At 73.9% G+C, this 18,831-nt stretch carries 19 protein-coding genes and 1 tRNA gene; 18 read left to right on the top strand and 2 right to left on the bottom strand.

The window, feature by feature from the left end; all coding sequences use genetic code 11:
• The first annotated feature begins 85 nt into the window (after positions 1-85).
• Genes mfd through M3673_RS04590 form a run of 3 tightly spaced genes read left to right on the top strand, consistent with a single transcriptional unit; the run spans position 86 to position 5,003 of the window.
• On the top strand, positions 86-3,667 hold the full coding sequence (gene mfd, locus M3673_RS04600; protein WP_251532308.1) for a transcription-repair coupling factor: 3,582 nt from the start codon (positions 86-88) through the stop codon (positions 3,665-3,667).
• Positions 3,664-4,338 carry a hypothetical protein gene (locus M3673_RS04595; protein WP_251532307.1) on the top strand — a complete coding sequence of 225 codons (675 nt, stop codon included), beginning with the start codon at positions 3,664-3,666 and terminating at the stop codon, positions 4,336-4,338. The genes mfd and M3673_RS04595 overlap by 4 nt, the downstream gene beginning before the upstream one ends.
• 2 nt (positions 4,339-4,340) lie before the next feature.
• Complete coding sequence (locus M3673_RS04590; RefSeq protein ID WP_251532306.1) at positions 4,341-5,003, top strand: MazG nucleotide pyrophosphohydrolase domain-containing protein; 663 nt, start codon at positions 4,341-4,343, stop codon at positions 5,001-5,003.
• An 18-nt stretch (positions 5,004-5,021) separates the two neighbouring features.
• Here the strand turns inward: M3673_RS04590 and M3673_RS04585 are convergent, their stop codons facing one another.
• Entirely contained in the window at positions 5,022-5,855 is an 834-nt protein-coding gene (locus M3673_RS04585) for a class I SAM-dependent methyltransferase (protein WP_251532305.1), read from the bottom strand.
• 135 nt (positions 5,856-5,990) lie between these two features.
• Here M3673_RS04585 and eno point away from each other — a divergent pair, with 135 nt between their 5' ends.
• The 11 genes from eno (at position 5,991) to M3673_RS04530 (ending at position 13,389) form a co-directional block, all read left to right on the top strand.
• Complete coding sequence (gene eno, locus M3673_RS04580) at positions 5,991-7,268, top strand: phosphopyruvate hydratase (protein WP_251532304.1); 1,278 nt, start codon at positions 5,991-5,993, stop codon at positions 7,266-7,268.
• Positions 7,269-7,457: 189 nt separating this feature from the next.
• The gene (locus M3673_RS04575; RefSeq protein WP_227489012.1) at positions 7,458-7,904 is read left to right on the top strand and encodes a septum formation initiator family protein; all 447 of its coding nucleotides are present in this window, start codon (positions 7,458-7,460) and stop codon (positions 7,902-7,904) included.
• Positions 7,901-8,398: a DUF501 domain-containing protein gene (locus M3673_RS04570; protein ID WP_193662281.1), complete on the top strand. Its 498-nt coding sequence runs from the start codon at positions 7,901-7,903 to the stop codon at positions 8,396-8,398. Before M3673_RS04575 ends, M3673_RS04570 begins: the two co-directional genes overlap by 4 nt.
• Entirely contained in the window at positions 8,383-9,312 is a 930-nt protein-coding gene (locus tag M3673_RS04565) for an exopolyphosphatase (protein ID WP_251532303.1), read from the top strand. Before M3673_RS04570 ends, M3673_RS04565 begins: the two co-directional genes overlap by 16 nt.
• Before the next feature lie 58 nt (positions 9,313-9,370).
• Positions 9,371-9,676, top strand: a complete 306-nt coding sequence (locus M3673_RS04560) for a hypothetical protein (RefSeq protein WP_056862124.1) — start codon at positions 9,371-9,373, stop codon at positions 9,674-9,676.
• A 10-nt stretch (positions 9,677-9,686) separates the two neighbouring features.
• Positions 9,687-10,484 carry a uracil-DNA glycosylase gene (locus tag M3673_RS04555; protein WP_308196093.1) on the top strand — a complete coding sequence of 266 codons (798 nt, stop codon included), beginning with the start codon at positions 9,687-9,689 and terminating at the stop codon, positions 10,482-10,484.
• On the top strand, positions 10,481-11,020 hold the full coding sequence (locus M3673_RS04550; protein ID WP_251532302.1) for an ACT domain-containing protein: 540 nt from the start codon (positions 10,481-10,483) through the stop codon (positions 11,018-11,020). Before M3673_RS04555 ends, M3673_RS04550 begins: the two co-directional genes overlap by 4 nt.
• The gene (gene def / locus M3673_RS04545) at positions 11,017-11,577 is read left to right on the top strand and encodes a peptide deformylase (protein ID WP_193662278.1); all 561 of its coding nucleotides are present in this window, start codon (positions 11,017-11,019) and stop codon (positions 11,575-11,577) included. Before M3673_RS04550 ends, def begins: the two co-directional genes overlap by 4 nt.
• A 37-nt stretch (positions 11,578-11,614) precedes the next feature.
• Positions 11,615-11,687 (top strand) — tRNA-Leu (locus tag M3673_RS04540).
• 57 nt (positions 11,688-11,744) lie between these two features.
• Complete coding sequence (locus tag M3673_RS04535) at positions 11,745-12,359, top strand: cyclopropane-fatty-acyl-phospholipid synthase family protein (protein ID WP_251532301.1); 615 nt, start codon at positions 11,745-11,747, stop codon at positions 12,357-12,359.
• Positions 12,360-12,522: 163 nt separating this feature from the next.
• Positions 12,523-13,389, top strand: coding sequence for a Bax inhibitor-1/YccA family protein (locus M3673_RS04530; RefSeq protein ID WP_056862129.1), 867 nt, complete (start codon positions 12,523-12,525; stop codon positions 13,387-13,389).
• A 112-nt stretch (positions 13,390-13,501) separates the two neighbouring features.
• Here the strand turns inward: M3673_RS04530 and M3673_RS04525 are convergent, their stop codons facing one another.
• Entirely contained in the window at positions 13,502-14,554 is a 1,053-nt protein-coding gene (locus M3673_RS04525) for an SGNH/GDSL hydrolase family protein (protein WP_251532299.1), read from the bottom strand.
• A 69-nt stretch (positions 14,555-14,623) separates the two neighbouring features.
• Here M3673_RS04525 and M3673_RS04520 point away from each other — a divergent pair, with 69 nt between their 5' ends.
• From M3673_RS04520 to M3673_RS04505, 4 genes are all read left to right on the top strand, one after another.
• Positions 14,624-16,030 carry a cystathionine beta-synthase gene (locus M3673_RS04520; RefSeq protein WP_251532298.1) on the top strand — a complete coding sequence of 469 codons (1,407 nt, stop codon included), beginning with the start codon at positions 14,624-14,626 and terminating at the stop codon, positions 16,028-16,030.
• A gap of 138 nt (positions 16,031-16,168) precedes the next feature.
• Complete coding sequence (locus M3673_RS04515) at positions 16,169-16,810, top strand: ABC transporter permease (RefSeq protein WP_056904780.1); 642 nt, start codon at positions 16,169-16,171, stop codon at positions 16,808-16,810.
• Positions 16,807-18,015 (top strand): ABC transporter ATP-binding protein, encoded by a 1,209-nt coding sequence (locus M3673_RS04510; RefSeq protein ID WP_251532289.1) that lies wholly within the window; start codon positions 16,807-16,809, stop codon positions 18,013-18,015. The genes M3673_RS04515 and M3673_RS04510 overlap by 4 nt, the downstream gene beginning before the upstream one ends.
• Positions 18,012-18,830, top strand: a complete 819-nt coding sequence (locus tag M3673_RS04505) for an ABC transporter permease (RefSeq protein WP_251532281.1) — start codon at positions 18,012-18,014, stop codon at positions 18,828-18,830. Before M3673_RS04510 ends, M3673_RS04505 begins: the two co-directional genes overlap by 4 nt.
• Position 18,831: the final 1 nt, after the last annotated feature.

Raw genomic sequence — 18,831 nt, 5'->3', positions numbered from 1 at the left:
CGACCTAGACTGGGCTGGTCACCACCCCCTGTCGTCTCGACCGGGGGCCGTCGTCGTGGGTGACGCCCGTCAGTCGAGGAGCTCCGTGACCACCACCGTCCTTCCCCCCGCCCCGTCGACCAGCCCCGCGGTGACGGCGCTGGCGCGGGCCGTGCTCGCCGACGCCACGCTCTCCGAGGTGCTGGCCGACGCCGCCGGCGGCGCCGTGCGGGCGCTCGACCTCACCGGGCCCGAGGCGCTGCGGCCCTTCGTGGTGGCGGGCCTGGTGGCCCAGGGCCGCACCGTGCTGGCCGTGACCGCGACCGCCCGCGAGGCCGAGGACCTGGTCGGGGCGCTCGGCGACCTCGTCGACCCCGCGACGGTGGCCTACTACCCCAGCTGGGAGACGCTGCCCCACGAGCGGCTCAGCCCGCGCAGCGACACCGTCGGGCGCCGCCTGGCGGTGCTGCGCCGCCTGCGTCACCCCGGCACCGACGCCTCCAACGGTCCGCTCAAGGTGGTCGTGGCCCCGGTGCGCTCGGTGCTCCAGCCGCAGGTCGCGGGCCTGGCCGACCTCGAGCCCGTCGAGCTGGTCAGCGGCGAGGCCGCCGGCCTCGACGACGTGGTGCGGCGCCTGGCCGACGCGGCCTACAGCCGGGTCGACCTGGTCGAGAAGCGCGGCGAGTTCGCCGTGCGCGGCGGCATCGTCGACGTCTTCCCGCCGACCGAGGAGCACCCGCTGCGCGTGGAGTTCTGGGGCGACGACGTCGAGGAGATCCGCAGCTTCTCCGTCGCCGACCAGCGCACCCTGGAGAAGGTCGAGCGGCTCTGGGCCCCGCCGTGCCGCGAGCTGCTGCTCACCGACGCCGTGCGCGAGCGGGCCGCCGAGCTGGGCCGCAGCCACCCGCAGCTGCTGGAGCTGACCGACAAGATCGCCGCCGGCATCGCGGTGGAGGGCATGGAGTCGCTCGCCCCGGTGCTGGTCGACGAGATGGAGCTGCTGGTCGACCTGATGCCGGCCGACACCCACGTGCTGGTGCTCGACCCCGAGCGGGCGCGCCGCCGCGCCCACGACCTGGTCGCGACCAGCGAGGAGTTCCTCGGCGCGAGCTGGGCCGCAGCGGCCGGCGGGGGCACCGCCCCGGTCGACCTGGGCGCTGCGTCGTACCAGGACCTGGCCGAGGTGAGGCTGACCAGCCTCGAGCAGCACAAGCCGTGGTGGACGATGAGCCCCTTCGGCATCGCCGACGACGCCGAGACCGCCACCGGCATGAGCGCCAGCGACGCCGGCGTGCCGACCCGGGCCCTGCCGGCCCACCCGGTCGACGCCTACCGCGGCGACGTCGAGAAGGCCATCACCGACCTCGAGGGCTGGCGGGCCGCGGGCTTCCGCACCGTCGTGGTGCACGTCGGGCACGGCCCGGCCAACCGCATGGTCGAGGCCCTCGGCGAGCACGACGTGCCCGCGCGGCTCGACGGCGAGCTGGGTCACGACGTCGTGACCGTCACCTGCGGGTCCCTCACCCAGGGCTTCGTCGACGAGACCAACCGGCTGGTGCTGCTGACCGGGGAGGACATCTCGGGGCAGAAGTCCTCCACGCGCGACATGCGCAAGATGCCGGCGCGGCGCAAGAAGCAGATCGACCCCCTCGAGCTCAAGGCCGGCGACTTCGTCGTGCACGAGCAGCACGGCGTGGGCCGCTTCATCGAGATGAAGCAGCGCGAGGCCGGGGGCGCGGTGCGCGAGTACCTCGTGCTCGAGTACGGCGCCTCCAAGCGCGGCGGCCCGGCCGACCGGCTCTACGTGCCCGCCGACGCGCTCGACCAGGTCACCCGCTACGTCGGCGGCGAGCAGCCCAGCCTCGACCGGCTCGGCGGCGCCGACTGGTCCAAGCGCAAGAGCCGCGCCCGCAAGGCCGTGCGCGAGATCGCCGCCGAGCTGATCAAGCTCTACGCCGCGCGCCAGGCCACCAAGGGCCACGCCTTCGGCCCCGACACCCCCTGGCAGCGTGAGCTGGAGGACGCCTTCCCCTTCCAGGAGACCGTCGACCAGCTGACCACGGTCGACGAGGTCAAGGCCGACATGCGCCAGGTCGTGCCGATGGACCGGCTGGTCTGCGGCGACGTGGGCTACGGCAAGACCGAGATCGCGGTGCGGGCGGCCTTCAAGGCCGTGCAGGACGGCAAGCAGGTCGCCGTGCTGGTGCCGACCACGCTGCTGGTCACCCAGCACCTGTCGACCTTCGCCGAGCGGATGAGCGGCTTCCCGGTCGTGCTGCGGGCGCTGAGCCGCTTCCAGAGCGACAAGGAGGCGGCCGAGGTGATGAAGGGGATGGCCGACGGCTCGATCGACATCGTCGTCGGCACCCACCGCCTGCTCAACCGCGACGTGCGCTTCAAGGACCTGGGCCTGATCATCGTCGACGAGGAGCAGCGCTTCGGGGTGGAGCACAAGGAGCAGATGAAGCGGCTGCGCACCTCCGTCGACGTGCTGTCGATGTCGGCCACGCCGATCCCGCGCACCCTGGAGATGGCCATCACCGGCATCCGGGAGATGTCGACTATCACCACCCCGCCCGAGGAGCGCCACCCCGTGCTGACCTACGTCGGCGCCTACGAGGACCGCCAGGTGGTGGCGGCCGTGCGCCGCGAGCTGCTGCGCGAGGGCCAGGTCTTCTACATCCACAACCGGGTGCAGTCGATCGAGAAGGCCGCCGCGCGCATCCGCGAGCTGGTGCCCGAGGCGCGCGTGGCCACCGCCCACGGGCAGATGGGGGAGAAGCAGCTCGAGCAGGTGATGCTCGACTTCTGGGAGAAGCGCTTCGACGTGCTGGTCTGCACGACGCTGGTGGAGTCGGGCCTCGACGTCTCCAACGCCAACACCATGATCATCGAGCGCTCCGACACCCTCGGCCTCTCCCAGCTGCACCAGTTGCGCGGGCGCGTGGGCCGCTCCCGCGAGCGGGCCTACGCCTACTTCCTCTACCCCGCGGAGAAGCCGCTGACCGAGACCGCCCACGAGCGGCTGGCCACGCTGGCCCAGCACTCCGACCTGGGCGGCGGCATGGCGATCGCGATGAAGGACCTGGAGATCCGCGGCGCCGGCAACCTGCTGGGCGGGGAGCAGTCGGGCCACATCGCCGACGTCGGCTTCGACCTCTACGTGCGCCTGGTCGGCGAGGCCGTCCACGAGTTCAAGGGCGAGGGCGAGCCGGAGCTCGACGAGGTGCGCATCGAGCTGCCCGTCGACGCCCACCTGCCCCACGACTACATCCCCAGCGAGCGCCTGCGCCTGGAGATCTACAAGCGCCTGGCCGAGGTGCGCTCCGACGAGGACGTCGACGCGATCAACGAGGAGCTGCTCGACCGCTACGGCGAGCCGCCGGTCGTGGTCGTGTCGCTGCTGCTCGTCGCGCGCTTCCGGGCCCGGGCCCGCCAGGCCGGCGTGGGCGAGGTGACGGTCGCGGGGAAGAACGTGCGCTTCGCGCCGGTGAGCCTGCCGGAGTCGCGGGTGGTGCGGCTGATGCGGATGTATCCCAAGGCGATCGTCAAGACCGGTGTCGACACCATCCTCGTGCCGCGGCCGCAGACGGCGGTCGTGGGTGGCAAGCCCATCGACGGGATCGCCCTGCTTGAATGGGCCCGCAGTGTGATCGACGCCATCATCGACCCGCGGGAGTCCACGTGAAGATCGTCCGCCCGGCAGCCGGTCTGGCCGCCGTCGTCCTCCTCGGCTCGGGGCTCGCGGGCTGCGGGGTCGCCGACACCCCGATCCGCCCGGGCGTCGCCGCGACGGTCGGCGACGAGGACATCACGCTGAGCGAGGTCGACACCTACGCCGCCGACACCTGCGAGCTGCTGGAGTCCAACGAGGGCCAGGCCCCGATCGCCGGCGCCGCCTTCCGCGACCAGGTGCTCTACAGCCTGGTGCTGGGCTCGATGGCCGAGCAGATCGGCGCCGACTACGACGTGGACGTCGCGGCCGCGCGCCGCCAGGTCGAGCAGACCACCCGGGAGGGGCTGACCGGCGCCGACCCCGACCTGGTCGACGACGTGCTGCCCGTGTTCTCCGGGCCCGACCTCTTCACCGCCGTGCTCAACAGCGCGGTGACGTCGCAGGTGGAGGAGGGCACGAGCGGCGAGGAGGCCCAGGCCGCGGCCACCGAGCTGGTGCAGCAGTGGCAGGACGACAACGGCGTGGAGACCAATCCCCGCTTCGCCTCGATCGACGTGGCCAGCCAGGAGGCCGGCAGCGTGCCCGAGCTCTCGGTCCCCGTCGGGGAGGCCGCCACCGCGCTCGACGGGGAGCTGACCTCGGAGCAGGTCGCCGCCCTGCCCGCGTCGCAGCGCTGCGGCTGAGCGTGGCGGGCACCGGGGAGCCGCGCCGGGAGGGGAGCGGGCAGGAGCCGCTGCTCGTCTTCCGCACGATGATGCGACGCCTGCGCGCCGAGTGCCCCTGGAAGCGCGAGCAGACCCACCGCTCGCTGTCGCGCTACCTGCTCGAGGAGGCCCACGAGACCCTCGAGGCCGTCGACGCGTTCGCGGCGGCCGAGGACGCCGGCGACCCCCGGCGTCGCGACGCGGCCGCCTCCCACCTGCGCGAGGAGCTCGGCGACCTGCTGCTCCAGGTCTACTTCCACGCCGCGGTGGCCGAGGAGCACGGCGACTTCGACCTCGACGACGTGGCCGCCGGCCTGGCCGAGAAGATGGTGCGGCGCAACCCGCACGTCTTCGGCCCCGACCCGGTCGCCCACGACGACGCGACGTCGGTCGACGACGCCTGGCAGCGGATCAAGGCCGAGGAGAGGCCGCGCTCCGCGCTGCTCGACGGCGTGCCCGCCACGCTCCCCGCCCTGCTGCTGGCCGACAAGGCCCTCGACCGGCTGGCCCGGGCGGGCCGACCTGTCGAGGACCTCGACCCCGACGACCTCGGCGACCGGCTGCTGGGCCTGGTCGCGGAGGCCCGCGCCGCCGGCACCGACCCCGAGCAGGCGCTGCGCGACGCGGTGCGACGGCGTACCTGACGGGCCTCCGGGGGCGGCTCAGGGGCGGGCGAGGGTGTAGCGCACCACCAGCTGCAGGTGGAGCCGGCCGTCGTCGCCGCGGGTGCCCTCGAGCACCTCGCCGACGCGGTCGAGGATCTCGGGGTGCTCCTCGACGGGGCTGCGCATCCACACGTCGGTGAGCCACGTGGTCAGCGACCAGCGTCGCCAGTGGTCGAGGTCGTCGAAGACGAGGTCGTGGGTGAGCGTGGCGTGCTCCACGTCGCTCCAGCCGGCGCCGGTGAGGAAGTCGGTGACCTCTTGGTCCTCGTCGACCTCGGGGGCCTGGGTCATGCTGCGCCGGCCGGTGCGGCGGGCGTGGTCGTCGAAGACGTCGAGCACCGCCCGCCACGCCGGTGGCCAGGCGCCGAAGGTCGTGAAGCCGGCGCGCCCGCCGGGCCTCACCAGCCGGCGCCACTCCGTGAGCGCGACGTCGGGCTCGGGCAGGAAGAAGAGGAGCAGCGAGGAGGCGAGCACGTCGTACGACGACTCCTCCAGCGGCGGCTCGACCGCGTCGCCGAGCACGACCTCGACCTGGGAGGCGCCGCGCTGCCGGGCCTCGCCGGCGGTCAGCTCGACCATGCTCGGCGCCAGGTCGAGGGCGTCGACGTGGCCCTCGGCGCCGACGGCCTCGGCCAGCGGGAAGGTGACGGCGCCGCGGGCGCACCCCAGGTCGACGGCCCGCTCCCCGGCCTGCGGGGCGAGGCGACGGACCAGCTCGGCGCCGACCGGTCCGCTGAAGGCGACGTCGGAGGTGTCGTAGGTGTCGGCGAGACCCTCGAAGAGGGCGGTCACCTGGCGGATGCGGGTCTCGGGCGGGGGCAGGGGCTCCATGCGCACCGATCCTGCCCGGCGAGCGGGCGGGGCGGCTCACCCGAGACGACGGGGTCGCAGGGTCGGCGCGGGGTGCCGGGTCCCCTAGGCTGGCCGGGCCCTCACCCGAGACACCTCTGCACCAGGAGCAAGCCAGTGGCATCCATCGAAGCAGTCGGCGCCCGCGAGATCCTCGACTCCCGCGGCAACCCCACCGTCGAGGTCGAGGTCCTCCTCGACGACGGCACCTTCGCCCGGGCGATGGTGCCCAGCGGCGCCTCCACGGGCGCGTTCGAGGCCGTCGAGCTGCGCGACGGCGGCGACCGCTACCTCGGCAAGGGCGTCGAGAACGCCGTGCGCGGCGTCGTGGAGAAGATCGGCCCGGCCGTGGAGGGCCTCGACGCCGACGACCAGCGCCTGGTCGACCAGGTCATGCTCGACCTCGACGCCACCCCCAACAAGGCCGAGCTCGGCGCCAACGCGATCCTCGGCGTCTCGCTGGCCGTGGCCCGCGCGGCGGCCGACTCCGCGGGTCTCCCGCTCTACCGCTACGTCGGCGGCCCCAACGCCCACGTGCTGCCGGTGCCGATGATGAACATCCTCAACGGTGGCTCCCACGCCGACTCCAACGTCGACATCCAGGAGTTCATGATCGCGCCGATCGGCGCCCCCACCTTCCGCGAGGCGCTGCGCCAGGGCGCGGAGGTCTACCACGCGCTCAAGGCGGTGCTGAAGAAGAAGGGCCTGGCCACGGGCCTGGGCGACGAGGGCGGCTTCGCCCCGGACCTCGACTCCAACCGCGCCGCGCTGGACCTCATCGCCGAGGCCGTCGCCGCGGCCGGCCTGACCCTGGGCACCGACATCGCCCTGGCCATGGACGTCGCGGCCAGCGAGTTCTGCACCGACGGCACCTACGCCTTCGAGGGCGGCTCGAAGACCGCGGCCGAGATGGTGGCCTACTACGCCGAGCTGTGCGAGGCCTACCCGATCGTCTCCATCGAGGACCCCCTCGACGAGGACGACTGGGAGGGCTGGAAGGCCATGACCGACCAGCTCGGCTCGACGATCCAGATCGTCGGCGACGACCTCTTCGTCACCAACGTCGAGCGCCTCCAGCGCGGCATCTCCGGCGGCCAGGCCAACGCGCTGCTGGTGAAGGTCAACCAGATCGGCTCGCTGACCGAGACCCTCGACTCCGTCGAGCTGGCCCACCGCAACGGCTACCGCTGCATGATGAGCCACCGCTCGGGCGAGACCGAGGACACCACCATCGCCGACCTCGCGGTGGCCACCAACTGCGGCCAGATCAAGACCGGCGCCCCGGCCCGCTCCGAGCGCGTCGCGAAGTACAACCAGCTGCTGCGCATCGAGGACGAGCTCGGCGACGCCGCGCGCTACGCCGGTGTGTCGGCGTTCCCGCGGTACACCGCGTAGGGGACCCTAGGAGGCATGGCCGACAAGCGACGCACCCCCGCGCGGGGGGCCGCCTCCCGGCCGGGAGCCCGGGGCCGGTCAGGCCCCGGGCGTCCCGCGGGCGGCCCGCGGACCCGCGCCCCCCTGGCCGGCCGTGCCCCCGACGGGCCCGGCCCGTCGGTGCGGCGCCCGCGGCTGACCGGTCGCGCGATGATCCTCGTGCTCGTGCTCGCGGTGCTCGCGGTGTCCTACGCCTCCTCGGCGCGGGCCTACCTCCAGCAGCGGGCCCACCTCGACGACCTGCGCACCGAGATCGCGGAGCGCCAGGCCGATATCGACGTGCTCGAGCGCGAGCAGCGGCGCTGGGAGGACCCGGCGTACGTCGAGCAGGTGGCGCGCGAGCGCTTCGGCTACGTCATGCCCGGCGAGCGCTCCTTCGTGGTGCTCGACGAGGACGGCGAGCCGCTGGAGGCCGAGGCCACGCTCACCGACCCCGCCGACGTCGCGCCCGAGGAGCCCACCGCGTGGTGGGACGAGGCGTGGGCATCGGTCGAGACGGCCGGACGCCCCCCGAAGGACGAGGGCACCCCGCCCGCCACCGAGATCGACGGCTCCCCGGAGCAGGCCCCCAGCGGCCAGGAGGACAGCGACCAGTGATCGACCCCGCCGACGAGGCGGCCATCGGCGAGCAGCTGGGCCGCGAGCCCCGCGCCATCCACGCCGTGGGCCACCGCTGCCCGTGCGGCAGCCCCGACGTCGTCACCACCGAGCCGCGCCTGCCCAACGGCACGCCCTTCCCGACGACCTTCTACCTCACCTGCCCCCGCGCCGCCTCCCGCATCGGGACCCTGGAGGGCTCCGGGCTGATGAAGGAGATGGAGGCCCGCCTCGGCGAGGACCCCGAGCTGGCCGCGGCCTACGCCCGCGCCCACGAGCGCTACCTCGAGGCCCGCGGCGAGCTGGAGCAGCAGACCGGCGCGGTGCCCGAGATCGCCGGCATCTCCGCCGGGGGCATGCCGAGCCGGGTCAAGTGCCTGCACGTGCTCGCGGGCCAGGCCCTGGCGCAGGGCCCCGGCGTCAACCCGCTCGGCGACGAGGTGCTCGCGCTGCTGGGCCCGTGGTGGGAGCAGGGGCCGTGCGTCGGCCCGTAGCCGCCGTCGACTGCGGCACCAACACGATCAAGCTGCTGGTCGGCACCATGCCGGAGGTGCTGGTGCGCGAGGCCACCGTCGTGCGCCTCGGCGCGGGCGTCGACCGCACCGGTCGGCTCTCCCCGGAGGCGCTGGAGCGCACCTTCGCCGAGGTCGAGCGCTACGCCGCGATCCTGGCCGAGCACGGGGTGCGAGCCGAGGACGTCCGCTTCTGCGCCACCTCGGCCACCCGCGACGCGAGCAACGCCGAGGACTTCCGCGAGGGCGTGCGCGCGCGCCTCGGGGTGCTGCCCGAGGTGCTCTCCGGCGCCGAGGAGGCCGCCCTGGCCTACGCCGGCGCCGTGCGCGAGCTCGACGCGCCGGCCGAGCCGGTGCTGGTCGTCGACGTCGGCGGCGGCTCGACCGAGCTGATCCTCGGCGGGGCGGCACCGACGGCGGCGCACTCGATGGACGTCGGCTCGGTGCGCCTGCACGAGCGCCACCTGCACTCCGACCCGCCGACCGCGGCGGAGGTGGCGGCCTGCGTCGCCGACGTCGACGCCGCCCTCGACGCCTGCCCGGTCGACGCCGCCGCGGCCCGCACGGTGGTCTGCGTCGCCGGCACCGCGACCTCGGTCGCCGCGGGGGTGCTGGGCCTGCCGGCCTACGACCGCGACGCCGTCGACCACGCCGAGCTCCCCGTCGAGGCGGTGCACGAGCTGACCGAGCGGCTGCTGGCGATGACGGTGGCCGAGCGGCTGGCCCTGCCCTGGATGCACCCGGGGCGCGCCGACGTCATCGGGGCCGGTGCCCTGGTGCTCTCGCGGGTGCTGCGACGCACCGCGGTCGCCGGGGTCGTGGCCTCCGAGACCGACATCCTCGACGGGATCGCCTGGTCGGTGGCCGCCCCCGCAGGGGTGGTGCCGCCCGCCTGAGCGCGGCGGCACAGTGGGGGGTTCGAGTGATCCACCCCCCACAGGAGGAGAACGACCGATGAGCAAGACCACCCTGATCGCCGCCGGAGCCGTCGGCTACGTGCTGGGCGCCCGCGCCGGCCGTGACCGCTACGACGAGATCGTCACCGCCGCCCGCAAGGTCGCGCGCGACCCGCGCGTGCAGTCGGCCAAGGACAGGGCCGCCGACACCGCCCGCACCCAGGCCACCGCTGCTGCCGAGGTCGCCCGCGAGAAGGCCGGCGACGTGGCCGCTGCCGCCAAGGACAAGATGAGCAGCGACGACGCGGCGTCCCCGACCGGAGGCCCGGTCGCCACCCAGACCACCACCCAGACCCCGCTCTGAGGTCGGGCCGGTGCCGGACGGGCTGCCCCACCCGCTGACCGGCGAGGTCTTCGCCTCGCCGGTGCCGCCCGGCACCGGCTGGCCCGACGACCCGGCCGAGCCCCGCACCCCGCTGGAGGTGCTCGCCCGCGAGGTGACGACCTGCCGGGCCTGCCCGCGGCTGGTCGACTGGCGCGAGGAGGTGGCGCTCACCAAGCGCGCCGCCTTCGCCGACCAGCCCTACTGGGGCCGCCCCGTCGCCGGGTGGGGCGCCGCGCATCCGCGGGTGCTGGTCGTCGGCCTCGCCCCGGCCGCCCACGGCGCCAACCGCACGGGGCGGGTCTTCACCGGCGACCGCTCCGGCGACTGGCTCTTCGCCTCGCTGCACCGCGTCGGGCTGGCGGAGCGGCCCACCAGCGAGCACGCCGGCGACGGCCAGCGCCTGGTGCACACGCGCCTGGTGGCCGCCGTGCGCTGCGCCCCGCCGCAGAACAGGCCGACCCCGGCCGAGCGCGACACCTGCGCCCCGTGGCTCGACCGCGAGCTGGCCCTGGTGGGCGAGCACGTGCGCGTCGTGGTCGCGCTCGGCGCCTTCGGCTGGGCGGCGGCGCTGGGCGGCGTACGGCGGGCCGGGTGGCAGGTGCCGCGGCCGGCCGCGAGGTTCGGCCACGGTGCGCAGGCGCGGCTGGTGCGGCCCGACGGCGAGGAGGTGCCGCTGCTGGGCTGCTACCACCCCAGCCAGCAGAACACGTTCACGGGGCGGCTGACGGAGCCGATGCTGGACGAGGTGCTCGGCCGCGCCGCGGCCCTTGCGACAATGGAGCGGTGAGCACCCCCACGCCGCCCCCGACCCAGCACGCGATCACCGTCCTGGGCCACGACCGCCCGGGGATCATCGCCGACACCACCGGCCGCCTGGCCGAGCTCGGGCTGAACCTCGAGGACTCCACGATGACCCTGCTGCGGGGTCACTTCGCGATGATGCTGGTCTGCGCGGGCGAGCCCTCGGCCGCGGCGATCGAGGCGGCCCTGGCGCCGCTGGCCGACGACGGCTCGCTCACCGTGACCGTGCGCGCGGTGTCGCCGGGCGCCGGCGCCGTGCCCGCGGGCAGCTCCTGGGTGCTCACCGTGCACGGCGGCGACCGCCCCGGCATCGTGTCGTCGGTGGTGGGCCGCGTCGCCGAGGTCGGCGGCAACATCACCGACCTCACCACCCGCCTGGCCGGCGACCTCTACCTCCTCGTGGCCGAGATCGACCTGCCCGCCGGGGCCGACGTCGACGCCCTCGAGGCCGCCGTGCGCACCGCGGCGACGGCGCTGGGCGTCGGGGCCACGCTGCGCCGCGCCGAGGCCGACGACCTGTGAGCGCTGTCGACCCCCGGGTGGCGGCCTGGACCGAGGCCGAGCTGGGCGTGGAGGGTCGGGTGCTCGACGTCGTCACCGCGCCGGCCCCGGTGCTGTCGGGCGTGGGGGAGCGGGTCGACCCGACCTCCGCCGAGGTCGTGCGGCTCGCGGCCGACCTGGTGGCCACGATGCGGGTCAGCCCGGGCTGCGTCGGCCTGGCCGCCCCGCAGGTGGGCGTGGGGGCGCAGGTCTTCTGCGTCGACGTCTCCGAGCACCCCAAGACCCGTGAGCACCACGGCACCTTCGTGCTCTGCAACGCCGAGGTGGTCTCCTCCAGCCGCAACGAGAAGGCCCGCGAGGGCTGCATGAGCGTGCCCGACCTCACCGGCGACGTGAAGCGCGCCGGCCGGATCACGGTGCGCGGCCAGCTGCCCGGCACCGGCGAGGAGGTGGAGGTGTCGACCAGCGCCTTCGAGGCCCGCGCGCTGCAGCACGAGATCGACCACTGCCAGGGGCTGCTCTTCCTCGACCGCGCCGCCGGGGCCCACGCGATCTACGCTCGCAAGACCTACCTCTAGGCGCTCGACCGGACGCTCCGCCGGAGGACCGGAGCCGGCCCCCGTATCCCAACGGCAGAGGAAGGCGCCTTAAAAGCGCCGCAGTGTGGGTTCGAGTCCCACCGGGGGCACCCCGACCGACCACCGGAGGTTGACCTCAGGTCGACCTGAAGGGGGAGCATGGGCCCATGACCGACGACATGTGGACCGCGGAGTTCTGGGACGAGCGCTACTCCTCCTCCGAGCGGATCTGGAGCGGCGCGCCCAATCCCCACCTCGTCGACGTCGTCGGCGGGCTCGTCCCCGGCTCGGCGGTCGACATCGGGTGCGGCGAGGGCGCCGACGTGCTGTGGCTGGCCCACCGCGGCTGGCGCGCCACCGGCGTCGACCTCTCGCAGGTCGCGCTCGACCGGGGCGCGGCCCGGGCCGCGCAGGAGGGGGTCGAGGCCACCTGGCTGCAGGCCGACCTGCTCGCCGAGACCCTGCCCGAGCAGTACGACCTGGTCAGCGCCCACTTCGTGCACGTGCCGACCCAGCTCTTCGCGCCGCTCTACACCCGTCTCGGCGCCGCCGTGGCGCCCGGCGGCTCGCTGCTCGTGGTGGGCCACCACCCCCACGACGTCGAGACCGGGGTGCGCCACCACCACGGCGACGACATCCTCTTCACCCCCGACCGGGTCGTGGGCCTGCTCGACCCGCAGCACTGGGACGTGCGCCGCGCCGACGCCCCGACCCGCACCCAGCGGGTGGAGGACCCCGACGTCACCGTGACCGACACGGTCGTGCACGCCGTACGCCGCTAGCGCCGGTCGGGTGTCGGGGCCCGCCGGCGGCTCAGGAGATTCACAGCCGCGCCGGGAACGCCCCGGACGGGTGTGACGTTGAGGCTGGTGAGGACCCCTACAGTGGTCCCCACTCAGTGAACCGTCAGGGAGGCGGTCACCACCGGCCTCCAAGGAGAGACCAATGCAGAGCAACAACCCGGTGTTCCGCCGGTCGGAGGAGTTCAACCGCTCCGGCGCGAACGCCTACGGCAACCAGACCTACGCGGGCAACGGGTACCCCGGCTACTCCAACGACCCCTCGCAGTGGGGCGTCGGCACCCCGGGCGGCCCCGCCCAGCAGACGCCGGCCACCACCGGCCCGATGACGATCGACAGCGTCGTGCAGAAGACGGCGATCACGCTCGGCGTGGTCATCCTGACCGCCCTCGCGACCTGGATCGCCATGCCGGAGGTCACCGAGACCACCGCCGAGACCGCCCTGCCCACGGTGGGCGCGGCCGCGACGATCGGCGCGCTCGGCGCCTTCGCGCTGTCGATGGTCAACTCCTTCAAGCGGGTCATCAGCCCGGCGCTCGTGCTCGTCTTCGCCGCCTTCGAGGGTGTCGCCCTCGGTGCGCTGAGCCTGCTCTTCAACGTCATGTACCCCGGCGTCGTCCAGGGCGCGGTCATCGGCACCTTCGCGGCCTTCGCCGGCACGCTGGCGGCCTACAAGGTCCTCAACATCCAGGTGACCCCGAAGTTCCGGATGATGGTGACCGCCGCCGTGCTCGGCATGGTCGGCCTGGCCGTCATGGAGCTCGTGCTCGGCCTCTTCGGCGCCCAGATCGGCTTCTTCGGCGTCGGCACCGGCCTCAGCCTCGTCTTCGCGGTGGTCGGTCTGGTGCTCGGCGTCTTCATGCTGATCATGGACTTCGACTTCGTCGAGCAGGGCATCGCCAACGGCCTGCCCGAGCGTGAGTCGTGGCGCGCGGCGTTCGCGATGACCGTCAGCCTGGTCTGGATCTACACCAACCTGCTGCGCATCCTGGCCTTCTTCCAGCAGGACTGACCCAGGAGCAGCACCCACCTGTCCGGCCCCGCTAGGTCGGCGTGGAACACGGAACCCCCCGGACCTCGGTCCGGGGGGTTCCGTCCGTCTGCGCCGGGTCGTGGGTGCGAGGTCAGCCGCGGGCGAGCTCGGGGTCGGGCGTGTCCTGCTCGCCCGCGTCCTCGTCGTGCTCGTCGGGGGTCTCGCCCTCGGTCTCGGGACGGCGACGACGGTGGCGCAGCTCGACCCACAGGCCGCGCACGCCGAGCCGGTTGCCACCGATCTCGGTGCCGCCCAGCTCGGTGCCGGGGTGGTTGACGGCCTGGATCGCGGCGGCGGTGATGGGCAGCACGCCCTCGCCCCGCAGGGCCTCGAGCTGGGCCTCGTCGGTGTCGATGACGCCGAGCGCCGCCAGCGTGGAGGGCAGCAGCACCGCGGAGAGCGAGCGGTAGCCGGCGGCGGAGGGGTGGAACTGGTCGGGGCCGAAGAGCAGCGCGGGCGCCGCGGCGAACTCGGGGCCGAGCACGGAGGCCAGCGACACGGTGCGCCCGCCCTCCTCGATGACCGCGATGGTCTGGCCCGCGGCCAGGCGGCGCGACCAGGCGCGGGCGACCTGCTTGAGCGGCGGGGCGATGGGCTTGAGGGTGCCGAGGTCGGGGCAGGTGCCGACCACGACGGCCACCCCGGCCTCGCGGAGGCGGCGCACCCCCTCGGAGAGGTGGCGCACCGAGACCGTGGGCGTCACGACGTGGGTGACGTCGTTGGCGCCGATGAGGATGACCGCGACGTCGGGCTCGATGGGCAGCGCCCGGTCGATCTGCTCGCCGAGGTCGGAGGACTTGGCGCCGACGACGGCGAAGTCGCGCAGGTAGACCCGGCGGTCGGCGTGCTCGGCGACGCCGGAGGCGACCAGCGCGCCGGGGGTCTCCTCGACCCGCTCGACGCCGTAGCCCGCGGCACTGGAGTCACCGAGCAGGGCCACCTTGATCGCGGGCCCGGGCCGGCCGCGGCCGTACCAGCCGGTCGGGTCGGGCGGCGGCTCCTCGAGGATCGGCCCGATCGTCTTGCGCGCCAGGCGCGCCTCGGCGGTCAGGACGCCGTAGAGACCGGCGCCGAGCACCGACAGACCGCCGCCGCCGAAGGCAGCGGCGGAGGCGAGCTTGCGTGCCGCTGCTGCTTTTCCCACGCGGGGATTCTACGGAGCACGCCCGTCCACACTTCGCCGGGAGGGGTGAACGGGCCCTAGATTGGCCGGGTGCAGTACGTCGACTCGCTCCTGGACCTGATCGGCAACACCCCGCTGGTGCGCCTCTCGCGCACCCTCGACCTCCCCGCGACGGGTGGCCCGCTGGTGCTGGCCAAGGTGGAGTACCTCAACCCGGGCGGGTCGGTGAAGGACCGCATCGCCACCCGGATGATCGAGGCGGCCGAGGCCTCGGGCGCGCTGCAGCCCGGCGGCACGATCGTGGAGCCGACCTCCGGCAACACCGGCGTCGGGCTGGCCATGGTCGCCCAGGCCAAGGGCTACCGCTGTGTCTTCGTGTGCCCCGACAAGGTCAGCGAGGACAAGCGCAACGTGCTCAAGGCCTACGGCGCCGAGGTCGTGGTCTGCCCGACGGCGGTGGCCCCGGAGCACCCCGACTCCTACTACAACGTCTCCGACCGCCTGGCCTCCCAGCCCGGCGCCTGGAAGCCCGACCAGTACTCCAACCCCCACAACCCGCGCTCGCACTACGAGACCACCGGCCCGGAGATCTGGGCGCAGACCGAGGGCCGGATCACCCACCTCGTGTGCGGCGTCGGCACCGGCGGCACGATCAGCGGCACCGGGCGCTACCTCAAGGAGCAGGCCGCCGCGGCCGGCCGCGAGATCCAGGTGGTCGGGGCCGACCCCGCCGGCTCGGTCTACTCCGGCGGCACCGGTCGGCCCTACCTCGTCGAGGGCGTCGGCGAGGACTTCTGGCCCGAGACCTACGACCGCGGTGTCGCCGACCGCATCATCGAGGTCTCCGACGCCGACTCCTTCGCCTTCACCCGCCGCCTGGCCCGCGAGGAGGCGCTCCTGGTGGGCGGCTCGTGCGGCATGGCGGCCTACGCCGCGCGCCAGCTGGCCCACGAGCTGGCCGGCACCCCCGAGGGCGAGGACGCCGTCATCGTCGTCATCCTCCCCGACTCCGGGCGCGGCTACCTGACCAAGATCTTCAACGACGACTGGCTGGCGCAGTACGGCTTCCCCTCCGGCGACGGCGCCCCCCACGCCCAGACCGTGGGGGAGGTGCTGCGCGGCAAGTCCGGCCAGCTGCCCGACCTGGTGCACACCCACCCGGCCGAGACCATCGCCGAGGCCGTGGCGATCCTCCAGGAGTACGGCGTCTCGCAGATGCCCGTCGTGCGCGCCGAGCCGCCGATCGTCGCGGCCGAGGTGGCCGGCGCCGTCTCCGACCGCGCCCTGCTCGACGCCCTCTACGCCGGCACCGCGCGGCTCACCGACCCGGTCGAGGACCACATGTCGCCGCCGCTGCGCACCATCGGCGCCGGCGAGGACGCCCGCGAGGCGGTGCACCTGCTGGAGGAGGTCGACGCCGTGCTCGTGCAGGAGGACGGCAAGCCCGTCGGGGTGCTCACGCGCCAGGACCTGCTGGCCTTCCTCGCCCGGTCCTGAGGCCGCGCATGGTCGCCCCCGCGCGGGTCACGGGTGTTCACCCACCCGGGTGACACCACGCGACGCACAGGCCACACCTGTGGTGTGGTGGCCGCGGACCGCTGACCCCCGGCGGATCCTGGAGGCGGTGGACGCGACGTGTGGGACTTCGTCAGGGAACGGCAGGACCAGATCCTGTACAACACGTTCCAGCACTTCAACCTGGTGATGCAGGCCGTGCTGGTGGCCAGCGTGCTGGCGGTGCTGCTGGCCGTGGTGATCGTGCGCTACTCGTGGCTCCAGGGCCTGGCCAACGCGCTGAGCGCGATCGGCCTCACCATCCCGGCCCTGGCGCTGGTCGGCGTCATGCTGGCCCTCACCGGCATCCAGCCGATCTCGGCCTTCGTCGCGGTCGCCTTCTACGCCCTGCTGCCGGTGCTGCGCAACGCCGTGGTCGGCCTCCAGGGCGTCGACCCGACGCTCGTGGAGTCGGCCCGCGGCATGGGCATGAGCCCGCTGGCGGTGCTGTGGCGGGTGCGCCTGCCGCTGGCCTGGCCGGTCATCCACGCCGGGGTGCGCACCTCGACCCAGATGTCGATGGGCATCGCGGCGATCGCGGCGTACATCCTCGGGCCGGGTCTCGGCGGCTACATCTTCACCGGCCTGGCCCAGATCGGCGGCGCCAACGCCGTCAACTACGCCCTGGTCGGCACCCTCGGCATCGTCCTCGTCGCCCTCGTGGCCGACGTGCTCCTGCTGCTCCTCGGGCGGCTCACCATCTCGAAGGGAATCAGGGCATGACCACGCAGCACACGACCGAGCACACGACCGCGCAGACCACCGGCATCAGCGGGGCGGAGATCCGCCTCGAGGAGGTCGTCAAGCGCTACCCCGGCCAGAAGACCGCGGCGGTGGAGTCGCTGTCGCTGACCATCCCCGCCGGCGAGATCGTGATGTTCGTGGGGCCCTCGGGCTGCGGCAAGACCACCTCGCTGAAGATGATCAACCGGCTCATCGAGCCCACCTCGGGCACGATCCTCATCGACGGCGAGGACGTGCGGAAGAGCAGCGCCGACGAGCTGCGCCGCAAGATCGGCTACGTCATCCAGGGCGGCAGCCTCTTCCCCCACATGACCGTGGCCAAGAACATCGCCATCGTGCCGAAGATGCTCGGCTGGGACGCCTCGCGGGTCAAGGGCCGCGTCGACGACCTGCTCGACCTCGTCGGGCTCGACCCCTCGCGCTACCGCGACCGCTACCCCCGCGAGCTCTCCGGCGGGCAGCAGCAGCGCGTCGGCGTGGCCCGCGGCCTGGCCGCCGACCCGCCGGTGATCCTCATGGACGAGCCCTTCGGCGCCGTCGACCCGATCACCCGCCAGCGACTGCAGGACGAGCTGCTCTCGATCCAGCGCGAGCTGCGCAAGACCATCGTCTGCGTCACCCACGACATCGACGAGGCGATCAAGCTCGGCGACAGGATCGTGATCTTGCGCGAGGGCGGCCACATCGCGCAGTACGACACCCCCGAGGTGGTGCTCGCCTCGCCGGCCGACGACTTCGTCAGCGACTTCGTGGGCTCCGGCTCCACGCTCAAGCAGCTCAGCCTGGCCCGGGTCAACGAGGTCGACCTGCGCGAGACCGTCACCGCCCGCATCGGCGAGCCCACCGCCGACGCCGTGCAGCGGGCCGAGGCGGCCGGCGAGCGCTCCGTGATCGTGCTCGACGACCGTGACCGCCCCCGCGGCTGGCCCTGGCTGCGCCAGCTCAAGGGCGACCGGATCGTGGAGCCCACCGAGGACCTCGTCACCGTCGACGAGCGCTCGACGCTCAACGACGCGCTCGACACCATGCTCACCAGCAGCCACGGCGCCGCCGTGGTCACCGGTGACCGCGACCGCTACATCGGCATCGTCACCTTCGACACCGTCACCGACCACATGCGCCTGCTCGAGGACCGTGCCGTGGAGGAGCGGGCCCACGAGCAGGCGGCGGGGGAGCGGGCATGAGCGCCACGAGCGCCGCGACGGCCTCGGCCGGCGCGACGGTCGACCCGACCGGCGAGGCCCCGCCGGTGAAGCGCCGGGGACGGCGCCTCGACCCGGAGATGCTGCTGCTCCTCGTGCTGCCGCCGGTGCTGGTCGCGCTGGCCTTCGGGGCCTGGGTCGTGTGGCGCCAGACCGCCGACCTCGACTCCGTGGAGCAGAGCCAGCTGGCCTGGTCGACGGTCACCTCGCTCATGGTCGAGCACGTCAAGCTCACCGCCGTGGCCGGTCTGCTCGTCGTCGCCGTCGCCGTGCCCCTGGGCATCGCGCTGACCCGGGGCCGGCTCAAGGCGGCCTCGCCCGTGGTCGTGGGCCTGGCCAACGCCGGCCAGGCCGCACCTGCAGTCGGGCTGATCGTGCTGCTCGCGCTGTGGCTCGGCTTCGGCTTCGGCACCGCGATCATCGCCCTGGTGGTCTACGGCGTGCTGCCCGTGCTCCGCAACACCATCGTCGGCCTCCAGGGCGTCGACCCCACCCTGGTCGAGGCCGGGCGCGGCATCGGCATGACCTCGGCGTCGGTGCTGCTGCGCGTGGAGCTGCCGCTGGCGCTGCCGGTGATCATGTCGGGCGTGCGCACCGCGCTGGTGCTCATCGTCGGCACCGCCGCCCTGGCGACCTTCATCAACGCCGGCGGGCTCGGCGCCATGATCGTCGCCGGCATCAACCTGTTCCGCTACTCGCTGGTCGTCTCCGGCGCGCTGCTCGTGGCCCTGCTCGCCCTCCTCGTGGAGTGGCTGGGCCGGGTCCTGGAGTTCGTCGCCCGACCGAAGGGGGTCTGAG

It is taken from the genome of Nocardioides sp. P86 (genome assembly GCF_023712465.1).
Lineage (GTDB): Bacteria > Actinomycetota > Actinomycetes > Propionibacteriales > Nocardioidaceae > Nocardioides > Nocardioides kribbensis.
Note: the sequence above shows the minus strand (reverse complement) of the source record. Positions and strands in the feature narration are given on the sequence as shown.